We start from the raw sequence: 17478 nt of genomic DNA on the forward strand, positions 1-17478 counted from the left end.
GTTTATTTGGTATTTATTAGCTGTTCTATTTCTTCAATTTCAATGGGCATTTCTTCAGATAAATTGATGTTTCCGTCGTCTGTCAACAAATAATCATTTTCCAGTCGGCACCCAATTCCTTCTTCGCGAATGTATATTCCGGGCTCACAGGTAAGAACCATTCCTTTTTCAAAAGGTTTGGAATACAATCCGACATCATGAACATCAAGTCCGAGGAAATGAGCTGTTCCGTGCATGAAGTACTTTTTGTAAACCGGATTATCAGGATCCTGGGCCGCAATTTCTTCTAAAGTAATCAATCCCAGTTTCACCAGTTCGGTTTCAACAAGGCTTGCCATCTGCAATTCGTAGTCCTTTGATAAAACGCCAGGTTTCAAAAACTTTGACCCTTCTTTAAGGCAATGCAAAACCGATTGGTAAATTTCTTTCTGACGAGGCGAAAATTTTCCGTTTACCGGAAGACAGCGCGTGGTATCTGAATTGTAATTGCCATAACAAACACCAAAGTCTACCAAAAGCATATCGCCATCCTTACAAACCGAATCATTGGTGTTGTAATGTAAAGCACAGGCATTTTTACCCGAAGCAATAATAGGTTTGAACGCATGACGGTTACCTCCATTTTTAATATAATGATACGCCAGTTCAGCCTCAAGTTCATATTCTTTTACATCAGGTCGTACGGCTCTCAACAGTGCTTTGAATCCGTCAACACTTATCGCAATTGCTTTTTGGATTAAAGCAATCTCTTCGGCTGATTTTACCGTTCGAAGTTCTCTTGTTATTTTTGCAACACGTTCGTATTGATGCAGTGGGTATTTTTGTCTGCACCACTGAATCATTCGATCCTGACGTGTATTCATTTCTGCAGTTATTCTTTTAATGTGTTCATTGTGCCCTAAGTAAATCGCATCCGCTTCAAAAGCAAAAAGTTGTATCGCTTTTTCAAATTCATGCACCCACTTTACATTTTTAATTCCTGAAATGGCGGTAACTTTATCTTTGGTCAAAAAATCTCCGTCCCAGATTAATGTATGCTCACTCACTTCTTTTACAAATAAAATGGCTCTGTTTTCTTCTTTAAAAGCATCGGGATAAAGTACCAAAATGGTCTCGTCCTGCTCAATTCCGGACAAATAAAATAAATCATTATTTTGGGCAAAACCCATTACATCATCGGTATTATTTGGCATCACATCATTTGAAGTCAGTATAGCCAAACTATTTTTTTGCATTTTTTCGACAAACCTCTTTCGGTTATTTTCAAATAAAGAAGCCGGAATTGAATCGTATCTCATAGTTTATAATTGAAACATTTTAGTGTCAACAGAAGTTGTTTTGCCTGAAATAATCTCTGTGATTATTTTTCCAGTTGCCGGTGCGAGGCTTAATCCCATCATGGCATGTCCGGTGGCGAAAGTCAAATTTACAACTTTTTTTGCACGGGTAATAATCGGCATTCCCGAAGGTGTACAAGGTCTGAAACCAAACCAGGTATCCTTATTTTCAGGCATTTCAACCTGCATGTCGGGGTAAAACTCATTAATACTGTTTATAATTCCCTGCAGTCTGTTTTTATTAATTTTGGTATCTCCGGTATGCGTAATTTCCATAGTTCCTCCAAAACGGATATCATTATTCATAGGTGTCACCGCAACTTTACCTTCACACAAAATAGATGGAATCGAAGGTTTGTGATTTTTATCCTTCAGGGTAAAACTATATCCTTTTCCCGGTAAAATAGAAACCGAAACTCCCAGTTTTTTAGCCAGTGAAGGACTCCAGGAACCTGCCGCCAATACCACTTCATCGGTAGCAAATATACCTTTGTCTGTTACTATTTTTGTAATTTTATGATGATCGAAAACAAAATCCTGTACGGTGGTACCGGAATGGATTTCTACCTTTAATCTTTTTAATTCTTCTTTGATAAATTGCATGAATTTTTGCGGATACAAATGTGCATCACCTTTGTAGTGTATCCCACCCAAAACATCAGTTTTGGTGCCATTTTCTAATTTTGCAATCGCTGCTCCGGAAAGATAGTCTACTTCCAAACCTAACTTTTCCGCTTCTCTTGCTTCATGAAACATTTCATGGGCTACTTTATCCGTTTTATACAACATTAAAAGTCCCTTTTCTTCATAAAAGAAAGAATTGTTTTCTTTGGCAAAATCCTGATACAGTTCTTTACTTAGCAACGATAAATCGCGAAGTGCAGGCATTGCTTTTTCTACATGTTTTTCATTTGCATGTTTGTAAAACTGAAGTCCCCATTTGATCAGATTTGCATCCAATCTCGGTTTTACATAAAACGGACTCTGACTGTCAAACATCCATTTCATTCCCTGAGCAATCATACCGGGTTGTGCGAGCGGAATTATATGCGACGGAACTATCATTCCCGCATTTCCATAAGAACAGCCATCATCCATAGGAGACTGATCAAAAATAGTTACCTCATATCCTTCTTTTGCCAGATAATAAGCTGTACACAAACCTATTATACCTCCTCCAATTATACTTACTCTTTTCATTTGTTCGAAATTAAAAAATTCATTGAAGAAGAATCTTATCCTCCTTCAATGAATCTGAATTTTTAATATTTTTTTAAATTACCTGAAATCCATGAGCATACGGATCATTTGCTTCATCAATGATGATGGTATTGTAACCGTATACTTTTGCCCAGCCCTGAATACTTGGTACAATTGCCGGAATATCTCCAATCGAAGTTTCCTCTACAACTTTCCCAATAAACTTGCTGCCAATGTAACTTTCGTGGATAAAATCTTCTCCAACTTTAAGTTTGCCTTTAGCGTGTAACTGTGCAATTCGTGCCGATGTTCCGGTACCGCATGGAGAACGATCAATTGCTTTGTCTCCGTAGAAAACCGCATTTCGGCCCGAAGAGGTTGGATCTAAAGGTTCCCCTGTCCACAACATATGACTAACATCACGGATGGTATCATTTTCGGGATGAATAAAATAATCCGGATATTTGGCATTGATTCTTTTACGGACTTCCTGGCTCAGCTGGACAATTTTACCAGCCGAAAAGTCCTGAATTCCTGAAAAATTCTGTTGTGGGTCTACAATTGCATAATAGTTCCCGCCATACGCAACATCAAAAGTAATTTCGCCCAGCTCAGGACAATCAATTGTTAATCCTTCTGCTGCTAAGTATGATTTTACATTGGTCAGACGTACCCAGTCGACTTTGTTTCCAGTTTGCTGGTACTCGATATTCACGAGACCGGCTGGTGCTTCCATTCTTATTTTCCCTGGTATTTTTGGGGTAATCAAACCTTCTTCGATGGCAATGGTTATTGTACCAATTGTTCCGTGACCACACATCGGCAGACAGCCTGAGGTTTCGATAAACAAAATCCCAAAATCGTTGGCAGGATCACTTGGCGGATATAAAATACTTCCGCTCATCATATCATGTCCACGAGGTTCAAACATTAACCCTTTACGGATCCAGTCAAATTCTTTTAAAAAATGCTGGCGTTTTTCACTCATATTAGCGCCTGTCAAGTTTGGCCCTCCTCCTGCCACAACTCGTACAGGATTTCCGCAAGTGTGCGCATCTACACAAAAAAAAGTTTTCTTTACCATTTATTATATCTGGGATTTTGTTTGAATATTATTTAATGTTCTTAAAATCTGTAATGGATTTTCGTTTTGCAATTCTGCAGGCAATAACTCATTTGGCCAATTCTGGTAACTAAACGGTCGTACCCAGCGATAGACAGCATGAATTCCAACCGCTGTAAATCTGGAATCAGAAGAGGCCGGATAAGGACCTCCGTGAATCATTGAAGGACAAACCTCAACTCCCGTAGGAACGCCATTAAAAATCAATCGCCCTACTCTGTTCTGCATAGCCGTAATCAGCTCTTCCTGATTTTTTAATTCCTCTGGCTCTCCTATAATTGTTCCTGTTAATTGTCCGTCTAACTGATTGACAATTTTTAAGAGCTGTTGCTCGTCATCACATTGCACCAGTACCGAAACAGGTCCGAAAACCTCATGACTTAAAGTTTTATTCTCTAAGAAAGTTTTTCCGTCTACAGTCAGTACTTTCTGCACTCCGTAATTTGGCGCTGCTTCGCCTTTATATTCAGCAATTTTAACAACTCCATTTTGCGCTATCAAGGTTGCTAATCCTTCTTCAAAACCATCTTTCATTGAAGGGTGCAACATACAAAATGGTTCAATTTTTTCAATAGCCTGAGTCAATTCTTCTGAAAATTTATTTAATTCAGCTCCTTTAATTCCAAACAGCAATCCCGGATTGGTACAAAACTGTCCTGCTCCAAGCGTAATGGATCCCGCATAGGCAGTCGCCCATTTTTGACTGTTTACTTCTACTGCTTTTGGCAAAAGAACCACTGGGTTCACACTTCCCATCTCGGCAAAAACCGGAATAGGTTCTGGTCGTTGTGCTGCAAGATCAAACAAAGCTCTTCCGGCACGAATACTTCCTGTAAAACCAACTGCTTTCACCAATGGGTGTTTCACCAATGCAGTTCCGAGAGTTGTTCCTCCTCCAATAAGATTAGAGAAAACTCCCTCGGGCATATTTGTTTTTTGTGCTGCTTTGATAATCGCTGAGGCCACCATTTCACCGGTTCCTATATGCATCGAGTGACTTTTTACAATCACGGGACAACCTGCTGCTAAAGCTGAAGCCGTGTCTCCTCCAGCTGTTGAAAATGCAAACGGAAAATTACTGGATCCAAAAACCACAACGGGTCCAAGGGGTACCAAAATTTTGCGCAAATCTTCTTTTGGTGCAGGAACTCTGTCTATTACTGCCGTATCAATTGCAGCCTGAACCCAGCTCCCTTCAATGAGCATTTGGGCAAACGCGCGTAGCTGACCAACCATTCTTCCGCGTTCTCCCTCTGCTCTGCCCATTGGAAAGCCGGATTCACTGCAATACTGAACTAACAAATCATTTCCTAAAGCTACGATTTCATCTGCAATCGCATTCAAAAAACCTGCTCTTTCAAGACCTGAACTTTTTTTATAAATACCAAACGCCTGATGCGCCAAAGCAACTGCTTCTTCAATTTCTTCATGAGTTGCTTCCGTAAAAACCCAGGGATTTTCGACATTAAGCTGCGGGTTAAATGTTTTAAATGTCTTATTACCGGCAGCTTTAAGTGTACTTCCCACGTAATTTTTTCCTGTAATCATATTTCTTTTGTGTTGTTTGAATAAATACTTTACAATTCTTAGAGTCTGTTTGAGATTTATTATCAAAGGATTTTCGAGAGAGAAGAGGCAAATTTTAATAAAATAGCAGTGCTATTGTATTAAAATTTAACGGCTTTGCAGCCGAAAATCATCATAAGAAAGCCAACAAATAAAATTTAAACAGACTCTTAAAGAAGAAATTTGTAAAACCAATTGTTTTCAGCGTACGGTTACAAATTTTTATAATCAGGCAAAGTTGGTCTTGATTCTAAAGATCTGGTAATAATTCCCAAAACTTCTTCTCTATCTGCTCCCTGAAGAGGCAATCTAGGTGCACGAACATATTCTGTTCCAATACCTGTTGCTACTTCTGCCAACTTAATATTCTGTACTAAAAACGAATTGATATCCAACTCTAATAAAGGAAGGAACCATCTGTATATTTTTAAAGCTTCGTCAATTCTGCCTGCTTTGGCTAATTTGTATATCGCAACTGTTTCTTTTGGAAAAGCACATACCAAGCCCGAAACCCAACCATCAGACCCCATTAGTAAACTTTCTAAAGCCAGTGTATCTACTCCTGATAAAATCTTTAATCGGTCACCAAAACGATTAATCATTCTGGTTACGTTCGAAATATCTCTGGTTGATTCTTTTACAGCCTGGATGTTATCATATTTTAAAATTTCTTCAAACATGTCCAGCGTAACTTCAATTTTATAATCTACCGGATTATTGTAAACCATTATAGGAAGTGAAGTATTTTTGGCCACTTCAGAAAAATACGTTACTGTTTCAAAGTCCGAAGCTTTGTAACGCATTGGAGGCAACATCATCAACCCTTTTGCTCCATCTTTTTCTGCTTTGTTGGCTGCTAAAATTGCAGCACGTGTAGTTTGTTCTGCAATATTCATGATTACAGGTACCTGGTTGTTCACCATGCTAACGGTACCTTTTACCAATTCACTTCTTTCTTCTTCTAAAAGAGTGCTTGCTTCTCCAAGTGTACCGCCAAGAATTATTCCTTCAACACCTGCTTCTAATTGTGCTTGTAAGTTGACTTCAAACATTCTGAAGTCTAGTTTATCATCTGCAGTAAATTTAGTCGTTACCGCCGGCATTACGCCTTTCCATTGAATACTCATAATATCGATTTTAATTAAGACCAAAATTATTTATATTGAACAAAGCAGGAGGCTTAAAAATTACCTCAAAACAATATTATATTACCCTATATAAACCAATTACAGAAAAAACCAACTAATATATTGCTATTTTTTTGACAAAATAAAATATATTTGAATTAACTAACCTCGACCAACCATGAAAGTTTTTCCATTTAAAATCCCTAAATCGGGAGAAGATCCTCTTATATATCAAGAGGATAGAGAGATCGTTTTTTACGACAAACTCCATCAACACGAAGAAATTCAAATTAGCTTTATCGAAAAAGGACAGGGTGCCATTTTTGCCGGCGACACCATTTCGCACTATCGCGAGGGAGACATTCTAATGATTGGCAGCAATTTACCTCATGTTTTCAGAAGTGAGGTATATGAAAATGAATCTTCGATCATGCGTACCTTATTTTTTACGACAAACTCATTTGGAAAAGAATTCTTCACGCTTACCACTTTTAAAAACATACACCCTTTTTTAGAAAGTAGTAAAAATGGATTTATTATTCACAATGCACCCAAAAAAATTACCAAGTCGTTTAAAAAGCTAAAAAAAGCCGACAATTACGAACGATTCATTTTGTTTCTTGAGATCATAAAGTGGCTCTCTAACAGCGACAGAGAACAACTCTCGAATCATCTGTACGACAAAAAAATTACCGATAATGAAGGCAAACGAATGCAGACCGTATTCGAACACGTTATGACCAACTATCAAAAAAACATTAACCTGGACGAAATCGCTTCGATTGCTAATATGACGAAAAATGCTTTCTGCCGGTATTTTAAAGTCCGGACCAACAAGTCGTTTTTCCAGTTTTTAATCGAAGTGAGAATTGAACATGCCTCGAAGCTATTGGCCAACAACAGTGAGCTTTCGGTTCTCGAAATTGCCGAATTATGCGGCTTTAACAATATTTCCAATTTCAACCGAAAATTTAAAGAACTAAAGCAGTCCTCCCCGCTGCAATATCGAAAACTGAATCTATAAGTAGTTTACTGTGGCTTAACCGCAAGGGAGGCTAGGATTCTTTTCTTATTAGATTTTATATAAACGCAACGTTCGCAAAGCTTTACTCTATAGCTTTACGAACTTTGCATTTTACTTGTAACTTAAAATAAAAAAACTTTGCGCCCCTTGCGTAAACCTAAGCGTACCTTGCGGTTAAAAAAAACTATTCAATTGAAAGCCTCGTCATAATAGGATAATGATTTGAGTTTTCATTGTCTGTAAAATATAAACCGCAAGGAACGCAAGGATGGTTTTCTTGTTAGATTCTATATAAACGCAAAGTTCGCAAAGCTTTACTCTATAGCTTTACGAACTTTGCGTTTTACTTGTAACTTAAAATAAAAAAACTTTGCGCCCCTTGCGTAAACCTTAGCGTACCTTGCGGTTAAAAAAAACTATTCAATTGAAAGCCTCGTCATAATAGGATAATGATCTGAATTTTCGAAGTCAGAAAAACTTTCAAATTGTTTCACTTTCATTTTACTGTCTGTAAAAATATAGTCAATTCGTGCCGGGTAATAACGGAACTTATAGGTTGCTCCAAACCCTTCTCCTGCTTCTTCAAAGGCATCTTTCAACTTTCCTTTGATACTTCGGTACACATACGAAAACGGACTATTGTTCATGTCTCCACAAATAATAATCGGGTTCTTGCACTGTTTGATATTTTCTTTAAAAATCTCGGCTTGCTCCTGCTGCTGTCTGAATCCTTTACTAATTCGGGTATAAATTAACTGTGATTTTTCCTGATTGACATGATCAATATTATTTGAAATATCACTCACATCCGGCGAAATTTTTATGGATTGCAGGTGCATGTTGTACACACGAATAACATCTTTCCCTCTTTTAATATCCGCATAAATAACGTTATTGTCTGAGTTTGGAAAGACAATATTCCCTTCAAATATGATTGGAAATTTTGAAAAAATCGCCTGACCGGTTTTGATTTTATTCCCGTCAATAAAAATATAGCGGTGCGGATAAACTTTTAAATCCAAATGGGCTGAATTGGAATATTCCTGAATGCAGAGAATATCCGGATCTTTTTCGTCAATAAAAGCTTTAATATTGGAAGGAATATCATCGCGATCGAGCCATTTAAAAACGTTAAAAAGGCGCACATTATAACTCATTACCGAAAAGTCTCTTTCGTCCTGAACATATTCTTTTGCTGAGAATTTATAAAATTTGCTGATAAAGGTAATTCCGGTTAACAGTACCAAACCGGACAAAATAAGACGTTTTTTAAACTGAATCGCCCAGTAAACGAAGAACAAACCATTCAGAACGAAAAAAGCCGGCATAAAGAGCGTTAGAACCGACAAAAGCGGAAAACTCTTTGGTGCCAGGAAAGGTAAAATATAAATACTAAACGTCAGTACAGTTAGCACTATATTCAAAAAGAACATTATTTTATTAAACCATGAAAGGTTTTTCATATTGTGGCCCTAAAACGATTATTTTCCAGCTTTAAATAAAAACTCTTTTTCTTCTTTGGTTAGACAATCATAACCGGACTGGCTAATTTTATCTAAAATTTCATCAATCTGTTGTTGCGTTTTATCTTTCGTAACAATTCTTGACGTCACTTTTTCTGTAGGTTTTTTGTAATTTTTATGAACTTTGGTGAAAGGGGTCGATGGGGATTTTCTAAAAAGATTGCTAAAGAAATCTAGGGTTCTGGAAACAATTTTACTAAGATCTGTACCGTTTTGCAACAGCTTCATAAAAAGAAATCCGAAGAACGCTCCTGCCAGATGCGAGATATGCCCACCGGTATTGTCTAAACGAAACTGCATTAAGTCTAAAATCAGAATAACAGCGGTAATGTGCCAAAGCTTAACATTTCCGATAAGCAGCAAACGTACATTCATTAAAGGCTGATAGGTGGTAACTCCAACCAAAATGGCCATAATTGCAGCCGATGCTCCTACAATAGGTGCCGAAATATTTAAAAAATAAAAACTTAAAGCAAAGACGATACCTGAAAAAATGGCTCCTAAAACATACAATCCGAGATATTGCTTCTGAGTAAAGAAAGTCAGGAACAAATTACTCGCAAAATTTAAAACCATCATATTAAACAAGAGATGGAGAAAACCATAATGAAAGAAAGCATACGTTAGAAACGTCCAGGGTTTAAACATAAAAACCGAAGGATCTGACGACAATGCCAACCAGTTTGGAAATACAAACTGAGCATTAGAAAAATTATAAAAAAACACCAACGAAATCAGGAAACAGCCAATGTTCCAATAAATAACACGCATGGCTATCCCGCCTAATCTGTATTGTAGTTTTAAATCGTCCAGAATATTCATAAAAGCTTTCTTTAGTTTCTATTTGCAATATTAAAGTTAAAAATTAATTCCAACGATTTTTATTAAACTGATTTTTTTTCCAGTACCACATGATCAAAAATCCAAAGAGCGCTCCCCCGATATGAGCATAATGAGCCACACCGGATTCGATTCCTAAAAATGAGCTTCCAAAGATACCAAAGAAGCCATCAAAGAGAAGCATATAAACCGGAACAAAATATTTCGCTTTAATTGGAATTGGAATAAACATAATCCCCAATTCGGCATTAGGAAACATAAAGGTAAAGGCAATTAAAAGTCCGTATACTGCACCAGAAGCACCAACTACCGTTCCTAAATAAGCTTCTGTAAGATGCTTAAATTCCGAAACCGACAATATCTGCTGCCATCTCGTATCTATTTTTCCTTCATTTAGCAAGGCCAGTATGTCGGCCTTATTAAAACCATTGGCCAATAAAATATTCAATCCATCCTGATAAAAATAATAATTGACTGCAAAATTTACCAGGGCTGCTCCCAATCCGCAGGAGATATAGAAAAATAGAAATTTCTTTCCACCCCAAAAATGCTCCAATGTAGATCCGAAAGAATACAGGGCGAACATATTAAATGCAATATGAGCAAATCCACCGTGCATAAACATATGCGTGAGCGGCTGCCAAAATTTAAATCCCGGATTTTCAGGAAAGAAAAGTGCTAAATACTCATAAGAAACCGGCACTAACTGTGAACCAATAAAGAAAATAATATTGATTATCAATAATTGTTTTACTACGGGAGTTATTTTCATCATAAGGCAAACTTTTTATCAATATCTTCCACACGCATGGTGATGAAAGTAGGTTTTTGAAAAGGTGAAATGTTTGGATCTTTACAGGCAAATAATCCGTTTACCAGATTATCCTGTTCTTTTTCGGTTAAATACGATCCGGTTTTAACCGCTAAACTTTTAGCCATTGACTTCGCAATGGTATCATTCTGACTGTAACTATTGGCCGGAATTCCGTCCTGTAAATCACTCAGCAATTGTTCGATAACAAGTGAAACTTCGCTTTCGGTAATATTTATCGGAATACCCGAAATCACAATATGATCGGTCTGTGCATTTTCAAAAACAAAACCAGTTGTTTCCAGAGAAGGTTTTAGTTCTTCGATCAGTTTCATTTCGGCCGCGGAATAAAATAAATCCAACGGAAACAACAGCTGCTGGCTCGAAGCCTGATTGACGGTCATATTCAGCAAAAACTGCTCGTATAAAATACGCTGATGTGCTCTTTGCTGATCGACAATCACCATTCCGGATTTGATTGGCGAAACAATATATTTTTTATGAATCTGATATGTTCCCTGACTGGCCTGTTCAATTTCATTATCGTTAAACAGTGATGAGGTCACTTCTTCATTTTCGAATGTAAACGGAGAACTCTCAATACTCTCAGTTTCTAAACCTACGTACAAACTTTCCCAACTTGCTGTAGGTTCTACTCTTTTAGAATAACCGGAATAAGAACCTCCTCCTGAGCTAAAGCCCGAACCTGAGCCTGATCCAGAACCTGATCCGGATATAGAACTAAAACCAGAGCCTGATCCCGATTTCGAATAATGCTGATTGGTCTTATCATCCGTAAAGGGATTAAAAGTACCATCTACCTGAATCGTTGGCGTTTCGGCTTCTAAATCTTTATAATGGTAAGGGGTATCTAAATTAGCATCGCGGTCAAAATCTAAAACCGGCGCCACATTAAACTGCCCTAAACTGTGTTTTATCGAGGCTCTTAAAATAGCGTATAAGGCTTGCTCATCATCAAACTTAATTTCCGTTTTAGTTGGATGAATATTGATATCAATGGTATTTGGAGGAACTTGCAAATACAGGAAATAACTTGGTTGCGAACCGTCTTTCAAAAGCCCGTCATAGGCCGCCATTACAGCGTGGTGCAGATAACCGCTTTTAATGAAACGATCGTTTACAAAAAAGAATTGTTCTCCTCTGTTTTTCTTCGCAAACTCAGGTTTACAAACAAATCCCTGAACGTTGATTATTTCTGTATCCTCACTAACCGGAACTAATTTTTCGTTGGTTTTACCGGACATGATTCCGACAATACGCTGACGATAACCTGCTGCAGGCAAATTATACATTTCACTTCCATTGTGATAAAAACTAAAATGAATATTGGGGTGCGCCAAAGCCACACGCTGAAACTCATCCATCACATGACGAAATTCAACGGTATCCGACTTTAAGAAATTACGACGGGCAGGAATATTAAAAAATAAATTTTTAACCGCAAACGAAGTTCCTTTTGGCAGAACCGCCACTTCCTGAGACACAAATTTACTTCCTTCGATTACAATATGTGTTCCCAGCTCATCCTGTTCCTGCTTGGTTTTCATCTCCATGTGCGCAATCGCAGCGATAGAAGCCAGTGCTTCTCCGCGGAAACCTTTCGTTCCAAGCGAAAACAAATCTTCGGCCTGGCGAATTTTTGAAGTAGCATGACGTGCAAAACACAAACGTGCGTCTGTAACTGTCATTCCAACTCCGTTATCAATCACCTGAACTAACGATTTTCCGGCATCTTTAATGATCAATTTAATGTCAGTTGCCTTCGCATCAACAGCATTTTCTAACAGCTCTTTTACAACCGAAGCAGGTCTTTGAACCACCTCTCCGGCAGCAATTTGATTCGCAACGTGATCAGGAAGTAATTGAATGATACTCGACATTAAAAAATTGGGGTTAAAGGTTGTCCCTTGATTTAATTGAAATTAATCTGTAAAATCTCGGGGTAATATTATTAATTTTCTCCTGGTTTTTTAAACCAAGGTGTACAAATTTAATGAATTTCTGTTGGGTTTCAGAATAACAGCTATCATAAAAAAAACAAAAAACCTATACTATTTTTACACAGTATAGGTTTTAGTATCTTTAAAACAATTGTGTTTTATTCTTTCTCAATTTTAATTGGTGTTTCTTCGATCTGAATTGCTCCTGAAGACAACAAAGGCTGATGAAACGGATGTGACAGAGAAGCCTGTTGACGGATATATGCCATTTTGATTGCTGCAATGGCAGCCTCAGTTCCTTTGTTTCCGTGAATTCCTCCACTTCTGTCAAGTGATTGTTGCATGTTATTGTCTGTTAAAACACAAAAAATAACCGGAATATCAGTCTGAACATTCAGGTCTTTTATTCCCTGAGTCACTCCTTCGCAAACAAAATCAAAGTGTTTTGTTTCGCCCTGAATTACACATCCAATCACAATTACTGCATCTACATTTTGTGTTTGCAGCATTTTTTTTGCACCATAAATCAGTTCAAAACTCCCTGGAACATTCCAACGAATAATTTGCTGAGCCGGAACATCACAATCTGTTAAAGCATCAAAAGCGCCATTGTAAAGTCCTTCTGTAACCGTTTCATTCCATTCAGAAACAACAATCCCAAATCGAAAATCTTTCGCATTTGGGATTGTGTTTTTATCGTATTCTGATAGATTTTTATTTTGAGTAGCCATCTGTATATTTTAGATTTTAGATATTAGATTTCAGATTGCTAAAATACGAATCTAAAATCTAAAATCGGAAATCTACAATTAAATTTATTGTGCTAATCCGATCAACACATCAACAGCAGCAGCTTCCGGAGTTGCATCGTAATTTTCTTTGATATCGGTTAAATATTTCAAAGCATCTTCTTTTTGACCTAAAGCCAAAGCTGTTTTACCTGCTTTTAACAAGAAACGAGGTGTAGTGAAATCGTTTTTATTTGATTCAGCCGCTTTTACATAATAGTCTAAAGCTTCTTTTTGTTGGTTCTTTTGAGAATAAGCATCTCCAATCGCACCAATTGCCAAAGCACCTACAATAGCTTCTTTTGATTTGAACTCTCCTAAATACTTAATTGCATCATCATATTTTCCAATATTTAAAGAAGCAATACCTGCATAATAGTTCGCTAAATTTCCAGCATCAGTTCCAGAGTATTCGTCAGCAATTTTAATGAATCCGAATTTACCTTCAGAACCATTTAAAGCCAATTTGTATAAAGAATCGCTTGCTACGCCGTTAGTCGCTTTTTCAAAATTTTGTTGAGCAACAAACATTTCGCTTGCAGCTTCATCCTGCTTAGGAGCTTCGATAAATTTTTGGTAAGCCAAATATCCAATAGTAGCGATTGCAATACCAGCAACTAAACCAATAATGATTTTTTGATTTTTAGCTACCCAATCCTCAGTTTTTGAAGCAGTTTCATCTAATTTAGAGAAAACTCCAGCTGTTGTGCTGTCTTTTTCGTCAATAATTACCTGTGTTTCCTCATTTACTTCTTTAACTTCTTTCTCTTTTGGTGCTTTATATCCTCTTTTATTGTAAGTTGCCATTTAAAATTAATTTAGTGAACGGCAAAAATAAAATTTTTATTGAAACCGACGTAAAAAAAATCAATTTTATCACTATTTTAAAAAAAATAATTTCATTAATACCAAGTCCTCCCTCCTCAACCGGAAAATAATTCATCCTCAAACACATCAAAAGCCTTTTATATCGATAATTTTCGATAATTTGCACCCTCAAATTTTTGATGATTTTAAATAACACTTTTCTAAGCCAAAACTATATTTTTAGCACTGATTTCGCAGATTTACACCGATTCAAGGAGTCTCAATATAAAACCCTTTTAATCATTTTAATCTGTGGCAGAAGAAAAAGCTCAAAAGAGTTACTTAGAAAACATCAAATTTTATCTTAGAGTTTCCAAAAAAATGCATTTAAACAAAATTTCTTTATTCAATTATAAAAATTTCTCCGAAATCAATTTTGATTTTGACCGCAAGATCAATTGTTTTGTCGGCAAAAACGGAATTGGCAAAACCAATGTGCTCGATGCTATTTACCATCTTGCTTATGGAAAGAGCTATTTCAATCCGCTGGCTGTTCAAAACATCAAACACGGAGAAGAGTTTTTTGTGATTGATGCCGAACTAGAGAAAAACGACAGAACCGAACAAATCGTCTGCAGTTTAAAAAAAGGACAAAAAAAGGTTTTAAAAAGAAACGGCAAAGCCTATGATAAATTTTCCGATCATATTGGGTTCATTCCGTTAGTCATTATTTCTCCGGCCGATCGCGATTTGATCGTAGAAGGAAGTGAAACACGCCGTAAATTTATGGACAGTGTGATTTCGCAATTAGACGCTACTTACCTGCATCAACTTATTCAATATCAAAAAGTAATTGTACAGCGCAATGCCTTATTAAAGTATTTTGCTTTGAATCATACTTTCGACAACGACACTTTATCTATATATAACGAACAGTTGAATGTTTTTGGACAATCGATTTTTGAAAAACGAAAAGACTTTCTCGAACAATTCATACCTATATTTAATGTACACCATCAGGCCATAACCGGATCGGAAGAAACGGTACAGTTGGTCTACGAGAGTCATTTATATGAAAAAGATCTTTTAACCCTGTTACGCGAAAACATTAATAAAGACAGAGCGCTCCATTACACCAGCGTGGGCATCCACAAAGACGACCTGTCGTTTGAAATTGATTCACATCCCATAAAAAAATTCGGATCACAAGGTCAGCAGAAATCTTTTCTGATTGCTCTGAAATTGGCCCAATTCGAATTTCTAAAAAAACAAAGCGGTGTAAAACCACTATTGTTATTTGATGATATTTTTGATAAATTAGACGAAAGTCGTGTTGCCAAAATCATCGAAATGGTAAACAGTGAAACTTTTGGACAGCTTTTTATCTCCGATACTCATCCGGAACGTACCGAAACTATAGTAAAATCAACACATCAGAGTTATAAAATCTTTAATTTGTGATTTTTTTCGCCACGAATTCCGCGAATTTGCACCAATTTTCTTTGAATAAAAACCTAATCTTAGATTTTAAGACCAAACGAAACCTGCTGGTATAATTTAAAAAAAATATTCAACACATAGAAACATAGATCTTAGGCTACAAAAGAGAACAAAAAAAGAAATCTATTTCACTCACAATAAGAGGCTATGTGTATTTCAATGAAGTAAAACGCCTTTTTTTAATCATAGAATCTATGTTACTATATGTTAAAATAATTCACAGCCAACAACTTAAGCAGAATTAAAACTTTGACACCCCCAAAAGCTTTTCTTAAATTGACCGACCACGTAGCTATCTAAAAATTCGTCCAATTTATGAAATTCGTGGCTAACCTTTTTTTCACTTTCTATTAGGAATTCGAAAGTTGAAAAATCATTACTTTAGCAATTCTATAATCTAAAACTCAATGTTATGAAATTTCCTAAAATTCTATTTCTTATAGTTTCAGTTGTATTACTTTCCTGCAACGAAAAAAAATCCGGTACTATTGAAGAGATAACTCCAAAAGATTTTGCAGAAAAAATTAAAACAACCGAAAACCCTCAAATACTGGACGTTCGAACTCCCGAAGAATTTGAATCTAATCATATTGACAATGCTGTAAATGTAAACTGGAATGGTGATGATTTTGCCGCCAAAGTTGCAGCTTACGACAAATCAAAACCTGTTTTTATCTATTGTTTAAGTGGAGGAAGAAGTAAAAAAGCAGCCGCAAAATTGAATGAATTGGGCTTTACCAACATTTATGAATTAGAAGGAGGTATCATGAAATGGAATGCGGAAGGTTTTTCTAAACCTTCAACAGCTCAGGTTGGAATGACTATGAGTGATTTTGACAACCTTTTAAAAACAGACAAAAAAGTACTGGTTGATTTTTATGCCGAATGGTGTGGTCCATGCAAACAAATGGAACCTTATCTTTTGAAAATGCAAAAAGAAATGGCCGACAAAATAGTTATTGTTCGCATTGACGTAGACAAAAACAAAACTTTGGCTACTCAAATGAAAATTGAACAGCTTCCTACTATGGTCTTATATGAAAACAAAGCTGTAAAATGGCAAAATATTGGCTTTATCAAAGAGGAAGACTTAAAAAAACAACTGCAATAAAACCACAGATATGCTAACGAAAGAATCATTGCAATTTTTAGAAGACTTAAGAAAAAACAACAACCGAGATTGGTTTTTAGATAACAAAAAACGATACGAGATTTTCAAGAAAGATTATCACCAATTGGTCAGTGATTTACTCGACGTAATGAAACCTATGGATCCTTCACTGGAACTATTGGAAGTCAAAAACTGTACGTTCAGAATCAATCGTGATATTCGGTTTTCCAAAGACAAATCACCTTATAAATCCCATTTAGGAATCTGGATGTCTACCGGAATCAAAGGACTGAATCGTTCCGGATATTATGTACATATTGAACAAGGAGCCAGTTTTATTGCCGGAGGTTATTACTCACCTGAAGCTGAAGATCTAAAGAAAGTCCGTAAAGAAATTGCTTTTTTCTATGAGGATCTCGAAGCCATCCTAAATGACAAAAACTTTAAAAAAGAATTTGGCAGTCTGGATGTAAACGAAAACAATTCACTTAAAAATCCGCCGAGAGGTTACGAAAAAGACCATCCTGCAATTGAGTTTTTAAAATTGAAAAGTTTTACCGCAACCCAAAAATATGACATCAACGAGGTGACTCAAAAAGACTTCGTTTCGAAAATGAGCAAAAAACTCATCGCTTTAAAACCCTTAAATGAATTCATCAACCGTGCTTTAGACACTGAGGAATTCTAGAAAAGATACATTGCTACGAATTCACAAATTATTTAAATTAATTCGTGAATTCGTGGCGAAAAAAAACTTCAA

At 36.5% G+C, this 17478-nt stretch carries 15 protein-coding genes; 4 read left to right on the forward strand and 11 right to left on the reverse strand.

Going from position 1 to position 17478, the window contains the following annotated elements:
- Positions 1–2 precede the first annotated feature (2 nt).
- The 5 genes from OGZ34_RS00960 to OGZ34_RS00980 form a co-directional block, all read right to left on the reverse strand.
- The gene (locus OGZ34_RS00960; RefSeq protein WP_263361891.1) at positions 3–1298 is read right to left on the reverse strand and encodes an aminopeptidase P family protein; all 1296 of its coding nucleotides are present in this window, start codon (positions 1296–1298) and stop codon (positions 3–5) included.
- A gap of 3 nt (positions 1299–1301) precedes the next feature.
- Positions 1302–2537: an NAD(P)/FAD-dependent oxidoreductase gene (locus OGZ34_RS00965; RefSeq protein ID WP_263361892.1), complete on the reverse strand. Its 1236-nt coding sequence runs from the start codon at positions 2535–2537 to the stop codon at positions 1302–1304.
- Positions 2538–2610: 73 nt separating this feature from the next.
- Positions 2611–3621, reverse strand: coding sequence for a 4-hydroxyproline epimerase (locus OGZ34_RS00970; protein WP_173964380.1), 1011 nt, complete (start codon positions 3619–3621; stop codon positions 2611–2613).
- A 3-nt stretch (positions 3622–3624) separates the two neighbouring features.
- Entirely contained in the window at positions 3625–5208 is a 1584-nt protein-coding gene (locus tag OGZ34_RS00975; RefSeq protein ID WP_263361893.1) for an aldehyde dehydrogenase (NADP(+)), read from the reverse strand.
- 230 nt (positions 5209–5438) lie between these two features.
- Complete coding sequence (locus OGZ34_RS00980; protein ID WP_173964382.1) at positions 5439–6353, reverse strand: dihydrodipicolinate synthase family protein; 915 nt, start codon at positions 6351–6353, stop codon at positions 5439–5441.
- A gap of 178 nt (positions 6354–6531) precedes the next feature.
- Here OGZ34_RS00980 and OGZ34_RS00985 point away from each other — a divergent pair, with 178 nt between their 5' ends.
- The gene (locus OGZ34_RS00985) at positions 6532–7377 is read left to right on the forward strand and encodes an AraC family transcriptional regulator (protein WP_173964383.1); all 846 of its coding nucleotides are present in this window, start codon (positions 6532–6534) and stop codon (positions 7375–7377) included.
- Between the two features lie 416 nt (positions 7378–7793).
- Here OGZ34_RS00985 and OGZ34_RS00990 read toward each other — a convergent pair whose 3' ends face one another.
- The 6 genes from OGZ34_RS00990 to OGZ34_RS01015 form a co-directional block, all read right to left on the reverse strand.
- Entirely contained in the window at positions 7794–8810 is a 1017-nt protein-coding gene (locus OGZ34_RS00990) for an endonuclease/exonuclease/phosphatase family protein (RefSeq protein ID WP_246253156.1), read from the reverse strand.
- A 48-nt stretch (positions 8811–8858) separates the two neighbouring features.
- On the reverse strand, positions 8859–9722 hold the full coding sequence (locus OGZ34_RS00995) for a rhomboid family intramembrane serine protease (RefSeq protein ID WP_263361894.1): 864 nt from the start codon (positions 9720–9722) through the stop codon (positions 8859–8861).
- Positions 9723–9765: 43 nt separating this feature from the next.
- Positions 9766–10515: a rhomboid family intramembrane serine protease gene (locus OGZ34_RS01000; protein ID WP_173964386.1), complete on the reverse strand. Its 750-nt coding sequence runs from the start codon at positions 10513–10515 to the stop codon at positions 9766–9768.
- Positions 10512–12452, reverse strand: coding sequence for a DNA mismatch repair endonuclease MutL (mutL, locus tag OGZ34_RS01005; RefSeq protein WP_263361895.1), 1941 nt, complete (start codon positions 12450–12452; stop codon positions 10512–10514). Before mutL ends, OGZ34_RS01000 begins: the two co-directional genes overlap by 4 nt.
- 218 nt (positions 12453–12670) lie before the next feature.
- Entirely contained in the window at positions 12671–13243 is a 573-nt protein-coding gene (ribH, locus tag OGZ34_RS01010; protein WP_173964388.1) for a 6,7-dimethyl-8-ribityllumazine synthase, read from the reverse strand.
- Positions 13244–13327: 84 nt separating this feature from the next.
- A complete protein-coding gene (locus OGZ34_RS01015; RefSeq protein WP_173964389.1) occupies positions 13328–14107 on the reverse strand; it encodes a tetratricopeptide repeat protein in 780 nt (259 codons plus the stop codon).
- Positions 14108–14488: 381 nt separating this feature from the next.
- On the opposite strand from OGZ34_RS01015, the gene recF reads away from it, so the two are divergent.
- From recF to OGZ34_RS01030, 3 genes are all read left to right on the forward strand, one after another.
- Positions 14489–15568, forward strand: coding sequence for a DNA replication/repair protein RecF (recF, locus tag OGZ34_RS01020; protein WP_173964390.1), 1080 nt, complete (start codon positions 14489–14491; stop codon positions 15566–15568).
- Between the two features lie 451 nt (positions 15569–16019).
- Positions 16020–16718 (forward strand): thioredoxin domain-containing protein, encoded by a 699-nt coding sequence (locus OGZ34_RS01025; RefSeq protein WP_173964391.1) that lies wholly within the window; start codon positions 16020–16022, stop codon positions 16716–16718.
- 10 nt (positions 16719–16728) lie between these two features.
- Positions 16729–17406 (forward strand): DUF2461 domain-containing protein, encoded by a 678-nt coding sequence (locus tag OGZ34_RS01030; RefSeq protein WP_263361896.1) that lies wholly within the window; start codon positions 16729–16731, stop codon positions 17404–17406.
- The last annotated feature ends 72 nt before the right edge of the window (positions 17407–17478 follow it).

The sequence above is a fragment of the Flavobacterium collinsii genome (assembly GCF_946903285.1).
In the GTDB taxonomy this organism is placed as follows: Bacteria; Bacteroidota; Bacteroidia; order Flavobacteriales; family Flavobacteriaceae; genus Flavobacterium; species Flavobacterium collinsii.

Coding starts and splice junctions, on each gene's coding strand:
- OGZ34_RS00960 (WP_263361891.1), bottom strand. CDS start 1,298: ATGAGATACGATTCAATTCCGGCTTCTTTATTTGAAAATAACCGAAAG.
- OGZ34_RS00965 (WP_263361892.1), bottom strand. CDS start 2,537: ATGAAAAGAGTAAGTATAATTGGAGGAGGTATAATAGGTTTGTGTACA.
- OGZ34_RS00970 (WP_173964380.1), bottom strand. CDS start 3,621: ATGGTAAAGAAAACTTTTTTTTGTGTAGATGCGCACACTTGCGGAAAT.
- OGZ34_RS00975 (WP_263361893.1), bottom strand. CDS start 5,208: ATGATTACAGGAAAAAATTACGTGGGAAGTACACTTAAAGCTGCCGGT.
- OGZ34_RS00980 (WP_173964382.1), bottom strand. CDS start 6,353: ATGAGTATTCAATGGAAAGGCGTAATGCCGGCGGTAACGACTAAATTT.
- OGZ34_RS00985 (WP_173964383.1), top strand. CDS start 6,532: ATGAAAGTTTTTCCATTTAAAATCCCTAAATCGGGAGAAGATCCTCTT.
- OGZ34_RS00990 (WP_246253156.1), bottom strand. CDS start 8,810: ATGTTCTTTTTGAATATAGTGCTAACTGTACTGACGTTTAGTATTTAT.
- OGZ34_RS00995 (WP_263361894.1), bottom strand. CDS start 9,722: ATGAATATTCTGGACGATTTAAAACTACAATACAGATTAGGCGGGATA.
- OGZ34_RS01000 (WP_173964386.1), bottom strand. CDS start 10,515: ATGATGAAAATAACTCCCGTAGTAAAACAATTATTGATAATCAATATT.
- mutL (WP_263361895.1), bottom strand. CDS start 12,452: ATGTCGAGTATCATTCAATTACTTCCTGATCACGTTGCGAATCAAATT.
- ribH (WP_173964388.1), bottom strand. CDS start 13,243: ATGGCTACTCAAAATAAAAATCTATCAGAATACGATAAAAACACAATC.
- OGZ34_RS01015 (WP_173964389.1), bottom strand. CDS start 14,107: ATGGCAACTTACAATAAAAGAGGATATAAAGCACCAAAAGAGAAAGAA.
- recF (WP_173964390.1), top strand. CDS start 14,489: ATGCATTTAAACAAAATTTCTTTATTCAATTATAAAAATTTCTCCGAA.
- OGZ34_RS01025 (WP_173964391.1), top strand. CDS start 16,020: ATGAAATTTCCTAAAATTCTATTTCTTATAGTTTCAGTTGTATTACTT.
- OGZ34_RS01030 (WP_263361896.1), top strand. CDS start 16,729: ATGCTAACGAAAGAATCATTGCAATTTTTAGAAGACTTAAGAAAAAAC.